Source organism: Streptomyces sp. NPDC039423 (assembly GCF_055598725.1).
The window spans coordinates 773,237-787,126 of record NZ_JBVKAH010000002.1; the positions used below are offsets into that span (position 1 = coordinate 773,237).

The window sequence follows — 13,890 nt, forward strand, 5'->3', positions numbered from 1 at the left end:
CGTGCATGCTCGTTCTCCAGCGGCTCCTCCAAATTAGGTAGACGAGCGGCCGTTGCTACGAGCCACAGCAGGGTCGGGTCACTTCGTGGCCGTGGTGATCTGCCAAGCGACCATGCCGGATGCTCCCGCGTCGGCTGTGACGTCGATGGGCAACTGGCCGGGCGCCCGCTCGATTCGCTGAACCCAGGGCACCGCGTCGCAGGACAGTTCCCCGTCCCTGCCCTGCACCACGATCTTCAGGGTGCCTCGGCCGACGCACGCCACTGAGAGCTCGTATTCCTTCCCCGGCGTCAGTACCGAGTGCCGGTGCACCCCGTCGGCCACGCGCTCCAGACCGGACTCGACGAAGGTCGGGTCGTCCGGCGGGACGATTTCCACCGCGGTCTTGGCACGCCGGCCCTGCTCGTCTTCCTTGGCCGTTGGCAAGGGGGACGAGGGTGGCCCGCTGGCTGATGACGGTGGGGGCGACGGAGACGTATTGGGTGTCTGACTGTCCGTGCAGCCGGTGGCGGCCAGGGTGAGGAGGCAGACGGCCGTGCCGGCGAACAGGCTCCGTGCCACTGTCACGACGCGGTTTCCCACTTCTTCCACCCCACCACATACCCCCAGGATCCGTACTGGAGGTGGCCGTACTTGGCGTTGGTGACGTTGCGGCGGTATTCGTGCCCGAGGGTGATTCCGACCTCGGCACCGATGGTGGCGTCCACCTTGGCCTTCGCGGACGCGATCACGCCGCTGAGTTCAGCCTCGGCACCCACGGTGATGGAGGCCGAGATCTTCCCAGCTTTTCCACCCGCACGACCATGGTGCCGCCCGGGCCGTCCTTGTACGACGTACCCCTCCAGTTGGCCGGAGTGAGGGCCATGACCGGGACAGCAGCCGCCTTGTTCATCGTTTTCCTCATCGTTCCCCCTCCATAAGCAGCACGGATGACACCGCTCGCATGGTCAGCGCGGCGGGCCGCGTCAGAACCTATGGCCATCCGCGCCCCACCGGGCAAGAAAGATCCACATTCTGAGGAAACGTTGAGGGATCCCCGCTGATATCGGACGGAACTCACAGTTCAAGCCACACATATCATTGATTCGTCAATCATTTTTGGTTGACGCTGCACAGTCGAGCTTCGAAAATGCGTGCCGCACGGATCACCGCCCCTGTGACGGGTCCGGATGGCCTTACTGGCCAGGCCGGCAGTGGTTCTGACGCGACTTCCGTGAAGCGGTCACGCCGAGTGATCAGTGGGTGTTTCGAGTGCTTGGAGGACCTGTCGCACTTCCTGGCGCCCACTCGTCGGCGTCGGCGCTGTCCCCCAGCCGGTTGCCACTTCTGATCCGTGCTGGAGAACCCGGCCCAGTGCGAGTCTCGCCGCCGTGCGAAGCGAGGCCGGCAGTCTGGGCAGCGGTTCCCTGGCGCAGCCATCAGGGTCGATCACGTCGACTCGTCCTGGCCGGAGCCGCGCAAGAAGCTGCCACACGACACGCCTCAACCAGCGTTCATCGGGTCTCCATCCCGGATGTGATCATCCGACCATCGTCATGATTACCTGAAGGGTGACACCGAACGGGGGATCACACATGAGCGACGGCAAGGCCACAGGGGACGACCGTATTCCGGAGCCGGACGGGGCGAAGCTTCCGCTGTCCCCGGACGAACTCGAGCGGCACAAGGTCCTCCCCGGATGGGAGGGCCACTACAGCGCGCCGCCCGCGGACAGCACCGCCGACCCGCTGGACCGGCCGCAGCTGCGCCCGGACCCTCCTGGCTTCCTGAAGCCGCCGCCCTCTGGCGGACGGCCGGTCGACCTGAAGATCGCACCAGGTGTACTCAAGAAGGCCGCCGGCCAGATCGACGATATCTACACCCACTTCTACAAGCCGGCCGCGTCGCTGGAGGAGCCCGCGCTGAAGGCAGTGGGCGCGCTGGAAGGCCTGGAGTCGGCACGAGCGGTCCGGCTCGCCCACCGGCAGTGGGAGCGGCAGGCCGGCACGGTCACGGCCTGGCTCGCGCACATCGCCGAAAGCCTGCGGTCCAGCGACGGCACCTACACCCGGGCGGACACCGCCGTGGGCCAGACCGCCGGCCAGGTGCGGATCCGCTCGGCGCTGGAGGACTACTGATGGCCGAGACCTTCTACCTCTCCCTGTTGGCAGTGGACCCGCTGGCGGTGGACGGCCTGGCGGACCGCTGGAAGAGCATTCACCAGGACATCAAGCACCTCGGCAAGCGCATGCACGACGAGGTGCTCACGCCGCTGCGCGACAAGGGCTACTGGGAAGGGGCGGCGGCCCCGTACGCCTGGAAGATGATCGACGACATCGAGCGCCAGCTGGAGAGTGCCGCGAAGGTGGCGGACGCGGCCCGGCGCGTTGTCGAGGACGGCGTGGGCGATCTGAAGTCCGCCCAGAATGACCTCAAGGACGCCACGCGGCGGGCCAAGGAGAAGGGCCTGCACATCAACGCGGACGGGACGCTCTCCCCGGACGTCATCCACGGGGTCTGCAAGGTCGAGCTGACCGACGAGGAGAAGAAGACCATCGAGGCGGCGGATCGGGAGATCGCGCAGATCCTCAAGCGGGGGGTCACGGCCGACCGTAACCTCGCCTACAGCCTGATGGCGGACATCGGCCTGGGCCAGTGGTTCAACAGCGATCCGGGGCTCACCGACATCGACTCCACCAAGAAGATCAGCGAGGACGCGTACAACGCGCTGGACCTCGCCCTCCAGGGCAAGGAACCCTATCCGGGGCTCAGTTCGCACGATCCGTACTCGCTGGGGTGGGACTGGGTGACCGGCGACGGCCCCCGGCACCGCGACTACTACTACGGCGACGAGATGACCGAGCTGATCCGGTCCAGCGAGAGCATGGAGCAGCTGCGGCTGGACACGCTGGAGCAGTGGAGGTCCACCGGCCAGCCGCAGGGCAGCGTGGCGTACTCGATCTCGGAGAGCGGCAAGCTGGGCGCGCTCAAGAAGCTGATCACCACGGATCTGCCGGCGATCGTCACCGGGAACGAGGACCATCTGGGCGAGGCGTTCACCGGCTCGTACAACCTGAATTACACAGTCAAGGGCCAGGACCCCGACGGTTCGCTGGTGGTCGAGTACGCGCTGAAGAACAACACCAGCAATGAGTCGCTGCTGCACTACATCGGCTACTACGACTGGCTGGAGAAGTTCAACCGCGAGGAGGGCGTCTTCTCGTCCGTGGACCAGAAGATCGTCTGGACCGAGCGTATTCCGGCGAAGGGGAAGTGAGTCGGTGTTCCGAGTACGTCTGCCGGTGGCCGCCGTGCTGGCTCTGCTGACCTGCCTGCCAGGCTGCTCGTCGGCGTCCACCGCTGTCGGGGGCTGCATGGGGCAGCAGGCGGTCGGAGCGACCTCCGGGGAACTCACGGGCGCCTACCGGGGCGAGGGCGACGCGGAGGGCGTGACGCTCACCCTGAAGGCGTCGGCGAGCAAGCCGGGCAGTGGCACGGTCACCGTTCACGACTGGCCGACCGGTGACTGGTACCGGAGCGAACTCGGCGAGACCTTCGACGGGTCCGGCACTTGGTCCGTGGTGCAGGGCGGCACCTCGGCCACCGAGTTCGCGCACCTGTCTCTCTCCTTCACCGCACCGGAGCGCTTCCTGAATGGGGACACACTCGACTCGCTGTCGATCGCCGAAAGCGACGGACGCACCTATCTCTACGCGGACGACGACCCGGACGTCTGCCCCGCTTTCCGGCTGCGGCTCCAGGGCGGCTGAGCCCGTCGCGACGCGCGGCAGCCGGTGAGTGCGCCCTGTCCCTGCGGAGCCCTCACCGGCTGCTGGCGGTGGCGGAGGCGTACGTCAGCACGCACCAGCTCCCGGTCCTCGTCCGGGTCCCTGCGGTCGTCGCCGTCGGTCACGGTACGTAGGCCCTCACCCTTGACGTCAACGTTGGGCCCGGTCCAGCAACTGCGGCCATGGACTCGCCGGCCGGGCCGAGACCGCGCCGACCACGAAGATCGGTTCGGCATCATCGGCATGACCGGTCCGGTCTCCTCGACGGCCATCAGGCCGGCCAACCCTCACTGGAAGACGGCGACGACAGCGCCTCGCGCTGGCACGACGCTAAGCAGGAAGCCGGAGGCCGCCTTCAGCGGACCGATCGACCGGATGGCTCCCACCGTTGGACGACACAACCTCGGCCCAGGCGACAACGGACCATCGCCCCGCCCAGAGTTCCTCCTGCGGTGATCAGCGGCAACGGCCACATCGGATAGATCCATGAGTCCACCCAACTCGTCTGTTCGCCTTTCTGGAGCCGGCGACCGATGGCGGCTTCGGCAGCTCCCGCCGCCAGCCTGGCGTCCCCGCCGCAGCGGGCCAAAAGGCCGGAACGACGAGAACTAGGAGCAGGCCTGCTCGGCTCAGATCAGGCTCACTACCTGCGGGGATGATCCGAGATCACGCCCACGCCTCGTCCCCGGACCCCGACATACGGCCGCTCCGGGCCGCACACGCCTGCACATACGCGAAGACCCCGGCCTCAGCGTTTCCGCTGGTGACGGGGTCTTTGGGCACCTCATACTGGGTGCCCCCGGCAGGATTGGAACCTGCGCACACGGCTCCGGAGGGCATTGGTGGTCAGCACTTGGGGATGGTCTTGACCTGGGTAAATCTGTCACCCAGGCCAAGAGTCCACGCGCCTCACACGCTACTCACGCGCCCGATGCCGGATGACAGATGGCACGCAACCCGCTTCACCCTCTCTCCGACGCTACCTGCACGCTCGGGTCACCGCTTGCGGCCCCTGTTGGCTTTCTTCCGCTCCGCTTGCCCCCGCTTCGTCCAGTCCCCCTGGTGTCGCCAGCATCGGGAGGTGTTCTTCATGGTCAAGTTTGCGCAGCGGCCTCCATGCTTCAGGGGCCACCCGCACTTGCTCTGCTTCCAATCACTCACGACGCCCCCTGTCCCTGACTTCGGACTCCACAGGGTGGGCCGGCGGTCATCCATGCGGCTAGAGCGCACGACCGGCGCCCCGAGACATTCCGGGCGCGCGGGAACCCACACGCTTTCCAAGTCTGTTTGGCCAGCTCAGGGCCGTATTCACGGACGTCCGCCCGTGTTCAGTGGCGTTCACAGCCCTCTGGAAAACCACAGCCCGTACGGCTATGAACGCCAGCGTACGGAGGTGAATGAGACGGAAACTGAGACGGTCTGTAGCGCTGGGCTGCTCAACCTCCGTGGACGTGGCGGGCCCCTAGGGGGCAGACGAGTGGCTGGCAAAGGCGATGGCGCGGGGCGGAGGGGGTGGGGCCGGAGCGGCGGCCGACTCACGCGGACCACGCCGTTCCCGCTGCTGAGAGGTCACTCTTTTGGCGCCTTGAACCTGAGATCGATGTAATCGTATGGTCCGATTCATGTACCGGATCTTCCTTGGGCGTGTAAACGTTCGTTCATGGCCTGACCCTCATCGTCGAGCCCTTGCGCTGTTTCATGCCTTTTTGCACGTTGGTAGAGGTTCGGAAGTTCAGGAGCACAAGAAGTTCTTCGGTGAGCTGACCTCTGCACTCTCCGAATACGAAGTTGATTCGTCGAGCCCTGTCGGTGATTCCGAGGTGAGCGCCTCGTTCCGCCTGGCGTCTTCTGTCGCGGAAAAGAGAAACTTCAAGGTCTATGGTTCCAGGTCGGGCTGTTTCTTTGCGTTGGATGTTGACAGGCAGTGGATTTCTGTAGCTGTACCGAATGAGACCGAGCCGCGTGCGGCCGCCTCTAACGTCGAAGGCTTCTTTCGTGAACTTATGGGGGGGAGGGAGGGGGCGGGTGGGATTTCACTGAGCGTCGACCTCGTCTCCGCTCCCGGGTCCGTAATTAAGTCACTTGATGAAATGACGCCGCTCGTGAAGCTTGAGCTTACGATCCGGTTGCCGAATGATCACAGAAGTCTGTACGAGGCCATCGCGGACATGGCGAGATACGGCGAATATATTCGGGATGAGGGGTACTATAATAAGCGCGGTTTGTGGATGACGCGCGCCGAGGCGGAACGTCTCGATAGTGAGGCGAGCCGGGGGAGGATTGATGTGAGGGCGGTATCGGCGAACGATGACATCTACGACTCCAGAGATAATCCAGCGGAATTCGAGCCATCGTTCACAGTCACCGGAGAACGAGTGGCTATCGCCCTCCTTCTGGCTTTGGTTTGGCTTGCCGAGAGGTGGCCGTCTGGGGGGTCAGGTTCCGCATGAGCATCGAAGGTCCTAAGGGTGAGAACTCGAGATCGACCGAGCCCACAGGGTGGACACCTGGCAACAAGTACTTCAAAGAATTTGTGCGGGTTCTCCATGTTTGGAGTACATGGTGGGGGGTCCACATTGTTGCTCTGCTCGGGGCGGCAGGGGGAGCGTGGATGGGGCGTGAGTGTCCCACTGGGTTGGAGGCTGCGGTACGAGTCGCAGCTTCACTGGTTGGCGTGATCATCGGTGCGGTACTGGCGGCACTTGCAATGATTACGAGAGCCAGTGACACAGAGTTTCTCAAGAAAGCAAAGGGGGCTGGGATTTTGCCGATCTCCCAATATCTAACCCCCTTCTTTACTGTTATTTTTTTCGGTATTCTTTCGAGCGTTTCTCTCATCTTGGTGGCAGCAGTAGGGGGGTTCGCGTCGACTGGATGGCGCACTGGCCTTGGCGCCGCTGCGGGTTTCTTCACATTTTGGACCTTGGCGGGCTTGCTGCCTGCTTTGGGGGCTCTCGTGGTATTCACTCGACTTGTCGAGATCGCTGCCGCCATTCGCCTCCCAGATGAAAAATAGGGGAACCAGCCAGGAGCGGGCTGTCTTCTCTCAGTCGGTGCGCCGCCCATAAACTCCCTAAGGGCTGTCCCGTAATGATTTTTTGGCCGTCTCAAGCGCGGTGGGCCGCCGTGCGGCCCGCTTCCCTATCCGGCGAGGGCGAGGTTGTGCATCCGGGCGATGCCGAGCATGGCGTGGTGGACGCCGTCGCCCTTGAGGCGGCAGTCGCGGAGGATCTTCCAGGTCTTCATGCGGGCGAAGACGTGCTCGACCCGGGCTCGGACCTGTTTGTGGGACTTATTGTGTTCCTCCTTCCAGTCCGGCAGTTCGGTCTGGCCGGGCTGCCGGCGGTGGGGGATGACGAGGCCGGTGCCCGGGTAGCCGCCGTCGGCGATCGTGACGGTGTTGCCGACGGCGGCCTTGGCACCGGACTCCTCCCACGCCTTGCAGTCGTTGCGGTTCCCGGCCAACGGCCTGCCGACCACGACGACCAGGCGGGTGTCGGCGTCGATGACGACCTGGTGGTTGGTGGAGTACCGGTAGTTCTTCGACCGCTCGGCGATCGTGTGGTCCCGGGTGGGGACCAGGGTGCCGTCCACGATGAGCACAGCGTCCTTGGCGAACCGCTTGCGGGGCTGGAGCGCGAGCATCGGCCCCAGGTGGTCGATGATCCGGCCCACCGCCGACTTCGACACTCCGAACAGCGGCGCGAGTTGCCGCACGGTGAGGTTCGTGCGCCAGTACGCAGCGACCAGCAGGGCCCGGTCCTCCAGCGGTCCACGGCCTGCCTTTGCGGACCGCGTCCGCACCCCCACGTCGCAGCACCGCCACCAGCTTGCCGAACTGCCGCGGGCTCAGCCCGGTGAACGGGGCTATCCAGGACGGCTCCGACGCCGTGATCACACCAGCCACACCAAGATCATCAACACATCCGCCGCCTGATCCAAATGGTTCAGCTCCGCCTCGTATCGAGCTAAGGGCTGTCCCGTAAGCGGGTTCCGCAGTCTGGGCTTCAGAGGAAGCCCAGCGGGACGTCTTTCTCGATGCAGAGCCGCAGGACGCCCGCCAGCTGGCGGGCGTCCTCGATGTGCTGGGAGTGAGTCTCGACGCCTTCTCGGTCGTGGCTGTCCAGGCGCTAGGCGATGACGGCACACAGCTGAGGGGTGAGATTCCATCCTCGCCAGGTGCAGGATGGCCCCACACGCCACTCACACGGGACCAGTGATAGACAGCGACAAAGAGCCGGACCCAGTGGGACTGGGTCCGGCTCTCAGCGTCTGGCACATGTGCTGGTCAGCGGGATGATCACGCTGTTCCGGCTTCTGTGCCCCCGGCAGGATTCGAACCTGCGCACACGGCTCCGGAGGCCGTTGCTCTATCCCCTGAGCTACGGGGGCGTGTCCGTCGCGGTGGTGTTGCTCGCGGCGACGGGTAGAACACTACCAGCTCCGGGGCGGTGCCTGTGAACAGGTATTTAGGGGTGGCCGGGAGGGCCGGGTCGCCCGTGGGGGGCGGAAGTGGGGAAAACCCGGACGCAGGGCAGCGGCTCGACCTACTCTCGAGTTGTGTCAGGCGTGTCCGGCCGGGTGCTCGTCGTGGACGACAACAGGGTCATCCGGCAGCTGATCAGGGTCAATCTCGAGCTGGAGGGCTTCGAGGTCGTGACCGCGGCCGATGGTGCCGAGTGTCTGGACGTGGTCCATGACGTCCGGCCCGACGTGGTGACCCTCGACGTCGTCATGCCCCGCCTGGACGGTCTGCGGACCGCCGAGCGGCTGCGGGAGGATCCGCGGACCAGACACCTGCCCGTGGCGATCGTCAGCGCGTGCGCGCAGTACGAGGTGGAGAGCGGGCTCGCCGCCGGGGTGGACGCGTTCCTGGCGAAGCCCTTCGAGCCGGCCGAGCTCGTGCGGCTGGTGCGGCAGCTCATGCACCGGGAGACGCCGCCCGTCGACGGCCGCAGCGGTGCCGGACATGCCGGGAGTGCCTGGAGCTGACCGGCCGGTCGGGTGGCGCTGCCCGGATGGCGAAACCGGTTCCGTCCGACGGGGCCTCCTCCCATACGCTTGTCCCGTGACCCCCGCAGACCTCTCGCTCACCGTGCTGCACGCCGTGCGCCGCGCGGTCGGTGAGGGCGCGCTGGGGGAGCGGGCGCGGGTGCCCGAGCGCGTGAAGGTGGAGCGCCCGCGGCCCGGCGGGCGCGGGGACTGGGCCACCAACGCGGCGCTCCAGCTCTCCCGGGAGGCCGGGATGGAGCCGCTGGGCGTCGCCCGGGTCCTGGTGCCCCGCATCGCGGAGGCCGAGGGCATCGCGCGCGTCGAGATCACCGGGCCCGGGTTCCTGAACATCACCCTCGCCGACCGCGGCGGCCACGCCCTGGTGCGGGAGGTCCTCACCCGGGGGCGGCGGTACGGGCACGGCACCACCCTCCAGGGGCGCGCCTTCCGGCTGAGCCACCCGGACCACGTCCGGGCCGTCGTCCTGGCCGGCGCCGTGGGCGACCTGCTGCGCGCCCAGGGCGCCGACGTGACCGACGTGACCGACGCCGCGGACGTACCCGACGTACCCGACAGCGGCAGCGCGGCCCGCGCCGAGACCGGCGCCCGCGCCGAGACCGGCGCCCGCGCCGAGACCGGCGCCCGCGCCGAGACCGTCACCCTCCACCCCCTCCCCGTCACCCACGACGTGCGCGCCCTCGGCCCCGACGCCGCCCGCTGGGCGCTGCTCCGCCCCGCCGCGCACGACCGGGCCCTGGCGCCCGACGGGCTGCTCGTCCAGAGCGAGGCCAACCCGCTGTTCACCGTCCGGTACGCCCATGCGCGCGCCCGGGCCCTCCTCCGCAACGCCGCGCAGCTCGGGATCGGCGCCGCGTACGAGGAGGAGGTCGACGCCCCGCGTCTCCTCACCGTCCTCGGCGACCACCCCGCCGTCCTGGAAGCCGCCGCCCGCCACCGCGCCCCCGACCGGGTCGCCCGGCATCTGGAGGCCACAGCCGACGCGTTCCTGGGGTTCCAGCACACCGTGCTGCCCCTCGGCGACGAGAAACCCTCGGCCGCCCACCGCTCCCGGCTCGCCCTCGCCGAAGCCGCCGGGACGGTGCTGGCCGGCGGCCTGGCCCTGCTCGGCATCAGCGCCCCTGACTACTTGTGAGAGAGAAATGAGCCGTTCCGCACACCCCGCCGGGCCCCGTCACGCCGATGTCCTCCCCGAGGGCCACTACGCCGCCCCGCCCGCCGACCTCAACCGCCTGGACGAGAAGGTCTGGGCCCGGACCGTCACGCGGAACGAGGACGGGGTCGTCACCGTCGGCGGGATCCCCGTCACCACCCTCGCCGAGGAGTTCGGCACCCCCGCCTACTTCCTGGACGAGACCGACTTCCGGGCCCGCTGCCGCGCCTGGGCGGAGGCGTTCGGCAAGGACGCGGACGTCTTCTACGCCGGCAAGGCCTTCCTCTCCCGTGCCATCGTGCGGTGGCTGCACGAGGAGGGGCTCAACCTCGACGTCTGCTCGGGCGGTGAGCTGACGACCGCGCTGGACGCCGGGATGCCCCCCGAGCGGATCGCGTTCCACGGGAACAACAAGTCCGCCGCGGAGATCGAGCGGGCCGTGGCGGCGGGCGTCGGGCGGATCGTGCTCGACTCCTTCCAGGAGATCGTCCGCGTCGCCCACATCGCCCAGTCGCTCGGCCGGCGCCAGAAGGTGCAGATCCGGGTGACGGCGGGCGTCGAGGCGCACACCCACGAGTTCATCGCCACCGCCCACGAGGACCAGAAGTTCGGCATCGCGCTGGCCGGCGGCCAGGCCGCCGAGGCCGTACGGCGGGCGCTGAAGCTCGACGGGCTGGAGCTCATCGGCATCCACTCCCACATCGGGTCGCAGATCTTCGACACCTCCGGGTTCGAGGTGGCCGCCCACCGGGTCGTCGGGCTGCTCAAGCAGGTCCGCGACGAGCACGGCGTCGAGCTGCCCGAGATCGACCTCGGCGGCGGCCTCGGCATCGCGTACACCCCCGACGACGACCCGCGCGAGCCGCACGAGATCGCCAAGGCGCTCGGCGACATCGTGACGCGGGAGTGCGAGGCGGCGGGGCTGCGTACCCCCCGGATCTCCGTCGAGCCTGGGCGCGCCATCGTCGGCCCCACCGCCTTCACGCTCTACGAGGTCGGCACCGTCAAGCCGCTCGCCGGGCTGCGAACGTACGTGAGCGTCGACGGCGGCATGTCGGACAACATCCGCACCGCCCTGTACGACGCCGAGTACTCGGTCGCGCTGGTGTCGCGGACGAGCGACGCGGAGCCGATGCTCAGCCGGGTCGTCGGCAAGCACTGCGAGAGCGGCGACATCGTGGTCAAGGACGCGTTCCTGCCGGCGGACGTCGCGCCGGGCGACCTGATCGCCGTCCCGGCCACCGGCGCGTACTGCCGGTCCATGGCCAGCAACTACAACCACGCCCTCCGGCCGCCCGTCGTCGCGGTGCGGGACGGGGAGGCGCGGGTCGTCGTCCGGCGTGAGACGGAAGAAGATCTTTTGCGTCTCGATGTCGGCTGATGAAATAGATGTCTCATAATCCGGACGGAAGGGAGAAACATCCGTCCGGTGAGTGAGACTGGTCCACACCGTAGAAGTATGAGAAACGAGGTCGGATGATGCGTACGCGTCCGCTGAAGGTGGCGCTGCTGGGCTGTGGAGTGGTCGGCTCAGAGGTGGCGCGCATCATGACGACGCACGCCGACGACCTCGCGGCGCGGATCGGCGCGCCCGTCGAGCTCGCCGGTGTCGCCGTCCGCCGGCCCTCCAAGGTGCGCGAGGGCATCCCACAGGAGCTCATCACCACCGACGCGACCGCCCTGGTCAAACGCGGGGACATCGACGTCGTCGTCGAGGTCATCGGGGGCATCGAGCCCGCCCGTACGCTGATCACCACCGCGTTCGAGCACGGCGCCTCCGTGGTGTCGGCGAACAAGGCGCTCCTCGCCCAGGAGGGCCAGAGCCTGTACGCGGCCGCCGAGCAGCACGGCCGGGACCTCTACTACGAGGCGGCCGTCGCCGGCGCCATCCCGCTGATCCGCCCGCTGCGCGAGTCCCTCGCCGGCGACAAGGTCAACCGGGTGCTCGGCATCGTCAACGGCACGACCAACTTCATCCTCGACAAGATGGACACCTCCGGGGCCGGGTACTCCGAGGCGCTCGACGAGGCCACCGCCCTCGGGTACGCGGAGGCGGACCCGACCGCCGACGTCGAGGGCTTCGACGCCGCCGCCAAGGCCGCCATCCTCGCCGGCATCGCCTTCCACACCCGCGTACGCCTCGACGACGTGTACCGCGAGGGGATGACCGAAGTCACCGCCGCCGACTTCGCCTCCGCCAAGCGCATGGGCTGCACCATCAAGCTGCTCGCCATCTGCGAGCGGGCCGCGGACGGCGGGTCCGTCACCGCGCGCGTGCACCCCGCGATGATCCCGCTCAGCCACCCGCTCGCCTCGGTGCGCGGCGCGTACAACGCCGTGTTCGTGGAGGCGGACGCCGCCGGGCAGCTCATGTTCTACGGGCCCGGTGCCGGCGGTTCGCCGACCGCGTCCGCCGTTCTCGGCGACCTCGTCGCCGTCTGCCGCAACCGCCTCAACGACGCGACGGGTCCCGGCGAGTCCGCGTACACCCAGCTCCCCGTCAGCCCCATGGGCGACGTGGTGACGCGGTACCACATCAGCCTCGACGTGGCCGACAAGCCGGGCGTACTCGCCCAGGTGGCGACGGTCTTCGCCGAGCACGGCGTATCCATCGATACGGTGCGCCAGCAGGGCAAGGACGGCGAGGCGGACCTCGTCGTCGTCACCCATCGCGCGCCCGACGCCGCCCTGTCCGGGACCGTCGAGGCGTTGCGGAAGCTCGACACCGTCCGCGGTGTCGCCAGCATCATGCGGGTCGAAGGAGAGTAACCAGCAATGACTCACCAGTGGCGCGGAATCATCGAGGAGTACCGCGACCGGCTCCCGGTCACGGACACGACCCCGGTCGTCACGCTCCGTGAGGGTGGTACGCCGCTCGTACCCGCGCAGGTGCTCTCCGAGCGCACGGGGTGCGAGGTGCACCTGAAGGTGGAGGGCGCCAACCCCACCGGCTCCTTCAAGGACCGCGGCATGACCATGGCCATCACCCGGGCCAAGGAGGAGGGCGCGCAGGCCGTCATCTGCGCCTCCACCGGCAACACGTCCGCCTCGGCGGCCGCGTACGCCGTCCGGGCCGGCATGGTCTCCGCCGTCCTGGTGCCCCAGGGCAAGATCGCGCTCGGCAAGATGGGCCAGGCCCTGGTCCACGGCGCCAAGATCCTCCAGGTCGACGGCAACTTCGACGACTGCCTGACGCTGGCCCGCGCGCTCTCCGACAACTACCCGGTGGCGCTGGTCAATTCGGTCAACCCGGTCCGCATCGAGGGGCAGAAGACCGCCGCCTTCGAGATCGTGGACATGCTGGGCGACGCCCCCGACGTCCACGTCCTGCCCGTCGGCAACGCCGGCAACATCACCGCCTACTGGAAGGGCTACAAGGAGTACGCGGCGGACGGGGTCTCCACCCGCACCCCCCGCATGTGGGGCTTCCAGGCCTCCGGCTCCGCGCCCCTGGTGCGCGGCGAGGTCGTCAAGGACCCGTCGACCATCGCCACCGCGATCCGCATCGGCAACCCGGCGTCCTGGGACTTCGCGCTGGCCGCGCGGGACGAGTCGGGCGGCTTCATCGACGAGGTGACGGACCGTGAGATCCTGCGCGCCTACCGCCTGTTGGCCTCTCAGGAGGGCGTGTTCGTGGAGCCCGCCTCCGCCGCCTCGGTGGCCGGCCTGCTGAAGGCGGCCGAGCAGGGCAAGGTGGACCCGGGCCAGAAGATCGTGTGCACCGTGACCGGAAACGGCCTCAAGGACCCGGACTGGGCGGTCGCCGGCGCGCCGCAGCCGGTCACCGTACCGGTCGACGCGGCCACCGCCGCGGAGCGGCTCGGCCTGGTCTGAGGCGCCGTCCGGGCTCCGGCGGGTCACCGCCCGGAGCCCGGACGGCCCCCTTCCGGCCCGCGCGGCGGCCCATGCCCCCGAGCTGCGAAATCTGGCCGAAAATCGCAACCCGCACGGTGTCGTACT

12 protein-coding genes, 1 tRNA gene and 1 pseudogene are annotated in these 13,890 nt (G+C 68.2%); 10 read left to right on the plus strand and 4 right to left on the minus strand.

Translation table 11 applies throughout. The features are described 5' to 3' along the window. Window positions 1-78: 78 nt before the first annotated feature. Window positions 79-426 (minus strand): hypothetical protein, encoded by a 348-nt coding sequence (locus tag ACZ7LK_RS09540; RefSeq protein WP_469463034.1) that lies wholly within the window; start codon window positions 424-426, stop codon window positions 79-81. A gap of 137 nt (window positions 427-563) precedes the next feature. Then, the gene (locus tag ACZ7LK_RS09545; protein ID WP_471139333.1) at window positions 564-731 is read right to left on the minus strand and encodes a hypothetical protein; all 168 of its coding nucleotides are present in this window, start codon (window positions 729-731) and stop codon (window positions 564-566) included. Between the two features lie 843 nt (window positions 732-1,574). Here ACZ7LK_RS09545 and ACZ7LK_RS09550 point away from each other — a divergent pair. The 5 genes from ACZ7LK_RS09550 (at window position 1,575) to ACZ7LK_RS09570 (ending at window position 6,783) form a co-directional block, all read left to right on the plus strand. Then, window positions 1,575-2,117 carry a hypothetical protein gene (locus ACZ7LK_RS09550; protein ID WP_392272026.1) on the plus strand — a complete coding sequence of 181 codons (543 nt, stop codon included), beginning with the start codon at window positions 1,575-1,577 and terminating at the stop codon, window positions 2,115-2,117. Continuing rightward, window positions 2,117-3,256, plus strand: coding sequence for a hypothetical protein (locus ACZ7LK_RS09555; protein WP_392272025.1), 1,140 nt, complete (start codon window positions 2,117-2,119; stop codon window positions 3,254-3,256). Before ACZ7LK_RS09550 ends, ACZ7LK_RS09555 begins: the two co-directional genes overlap by 1 nt. A 4-nt stretch (window positions 3,257-3,260) precedes the next feature. After that, the gene (locus tag ACZ7LK_RS09560) at window positions 3,261-3,749 is read left to right on the plus strand and encodes an SRPBCC family protein (protein ID WP_392272024.1); all 489 of its coding nucleotides are present in this window, start codon (window positions 3,261-3,263) and stop codon (window positions 3,747-3,749) included. Window positions 3,750-5,389: 1,640 nt separating this feature from the next. Next, window positions 5,390-6,217, plus strand: a complete 828-nt coding sequence (locus tag ACZ7LK_RS09565; protein ID WP_471139340.1) for a hypothetical protein — start codon at window positions 5,390-5,392, stop codon at window positions 6,215-6,217. A gap of 224 nt (window positions 6,218-6,441) precedes the next feature. After that, window positions 6,442-6,783: a hypothetical protein gene (locus tag ACZ7LK_RS09570; protein ID WP_392272022.1), complete on the plus strand. Its 342-nt coding sequence runs from the start codon at window positions 6,442-6,444 to the stop codon at window positions 6,781-6,783. A gap of 125 nt (window positions 6,784-6,908) precedes the next feature. Here ACZ7LK_RS09570 and ACZ7LK_RS09575 read toward each other — a convergent pair. Further along, a pseudogene (locus ACZ7LK_RS09575) lies at window positions 6,909-7,674 on the minus strand (transposase). A gap of 413 nt (window positions 7,675-8,087) precedes the next feature. Continuing rightward, window positions 8,088-8,159 (minus strand) — tRNA-Arg (locus ACZ7LK_RS09580). Between the two features lie 120 nt (window positions 8,160-8,279). Between ACZ7LK_RS09580 and ACZ7LK_RS09585 the strand changes: the two genes are divergently transcribed. From ACZ7LK_RS09585 to thrC, 5 genes are all read left to right on the plus strand, one after another. After that, the gene (locus ACZ7LK_RS09585; protein ID WP_392272020.1) at window positions 8,280-8,759 is read left to right on the plus strand and encodes a response regulator; all 480 of its coding nucleotides are present in this window, start codon (window positions 8,280-8,282) and stop codon (window positions 8,757-8,759) included. Window positions 8,760-8,835: 76 nt separating this feature from the next. Beyond that, window positions 8,836-9,912, plus strand: coding sequence for an ArgS-related anticodon-binding protein NrtL (gene nrtL / locus ACZ7LK_RS09590; RefSeq protein ID WP_471139343.1), 1,077 nt, complete (start codon window positions 8,836-8,838; stop codon window positions 9,910-9,912). Between the two features lie 7 nt (window positions 9,913-9,919). After that, entirely contained in the window at window positions 9,920-11,311 is a 1,392-nt protein-coding gene (gene lysA, locus ACZ7LK_RS09595; RefSeq protein WP_471139345.1) for a diaminopimelate decarboxylase, read from the plus strand. A gap of 95 nt (window positions 11,312-11,406) precedes the next feature. Beyond that, window positions 11,407-12,699 carry a homoserine dehydrogenase gene (locus ACZ7LK_RS09600; protein ID WP_392272017.1) on the plus strand — a complete coding sequence of 431 codons (1,293 nt, stop codon included), beginning with the start codon at window positions 11,407-11,409 and terminating at the stop codon, window positions 12,697-12,699. Between the two features lie 6 nt (window positions 12,700-12,705). Further along, window positions 12,706-13,764, plus strand: a complete 1,059-nt coding sequence (gene thrC / locus ACZ7LK_RS09605) for a threonine synthase (protein ID WP_392272016.1) — start codon at window positions 12,706-12,708, stop codon at window positions 13,762-13,764. Window positions 13,765-13,890 lie beyond the last annotated feature (126 nt).

What these genes read in the sequence shown, in the direction of transcription:
- thrC (WP_392272016.1), top strand. Translation starts at nt 12,706, where the DNA reads ATGACTCACCAGTGGCGCGGAATCATCGAGGAGTACCGCGACCGGCTC.
- lysA (WP_471139345.1), top strand. Translation starts at nt 9,920, where the DNA reads ATGAGCCGTTCCGCACACCCCGCCGGGCCCCGTCACGCCGATGTCCTC.
- ACZ7LK_RS09565 (WP_471139340.1), top strand. Translation starts at nt 5,390, where the DNA reads ATGTACCGGATCTTCCTTGGGCGTGTAAACGTTCGTTCATGGCCTGAC.
- ACZ7LK_RS09555 (WP_392272025.1), top strand. Translation starts at nt 2,117, where the DNA reads ATGGCCGAGACCTTCTACCTCTCCCTGTTGGCAGTGGACCCGCTGGCG.
- ACZ7LK_RS09550 (WP_392272026.1), top strand. Translation starts at nt 1,575, where the DNA reads ATGAGCGACGGCAAGGCCACAGGGGACGACCGTATTCCGGAGCCGGAC.
- ACZ7LK_RS09600 (WP_392272017.1), top strand. Translation starts at nt 11,407, where the DNA reads ATGATGCGTACGCGTCCGCTGAAGGTGGCGCTGCTGGGCTGTGGAGTG.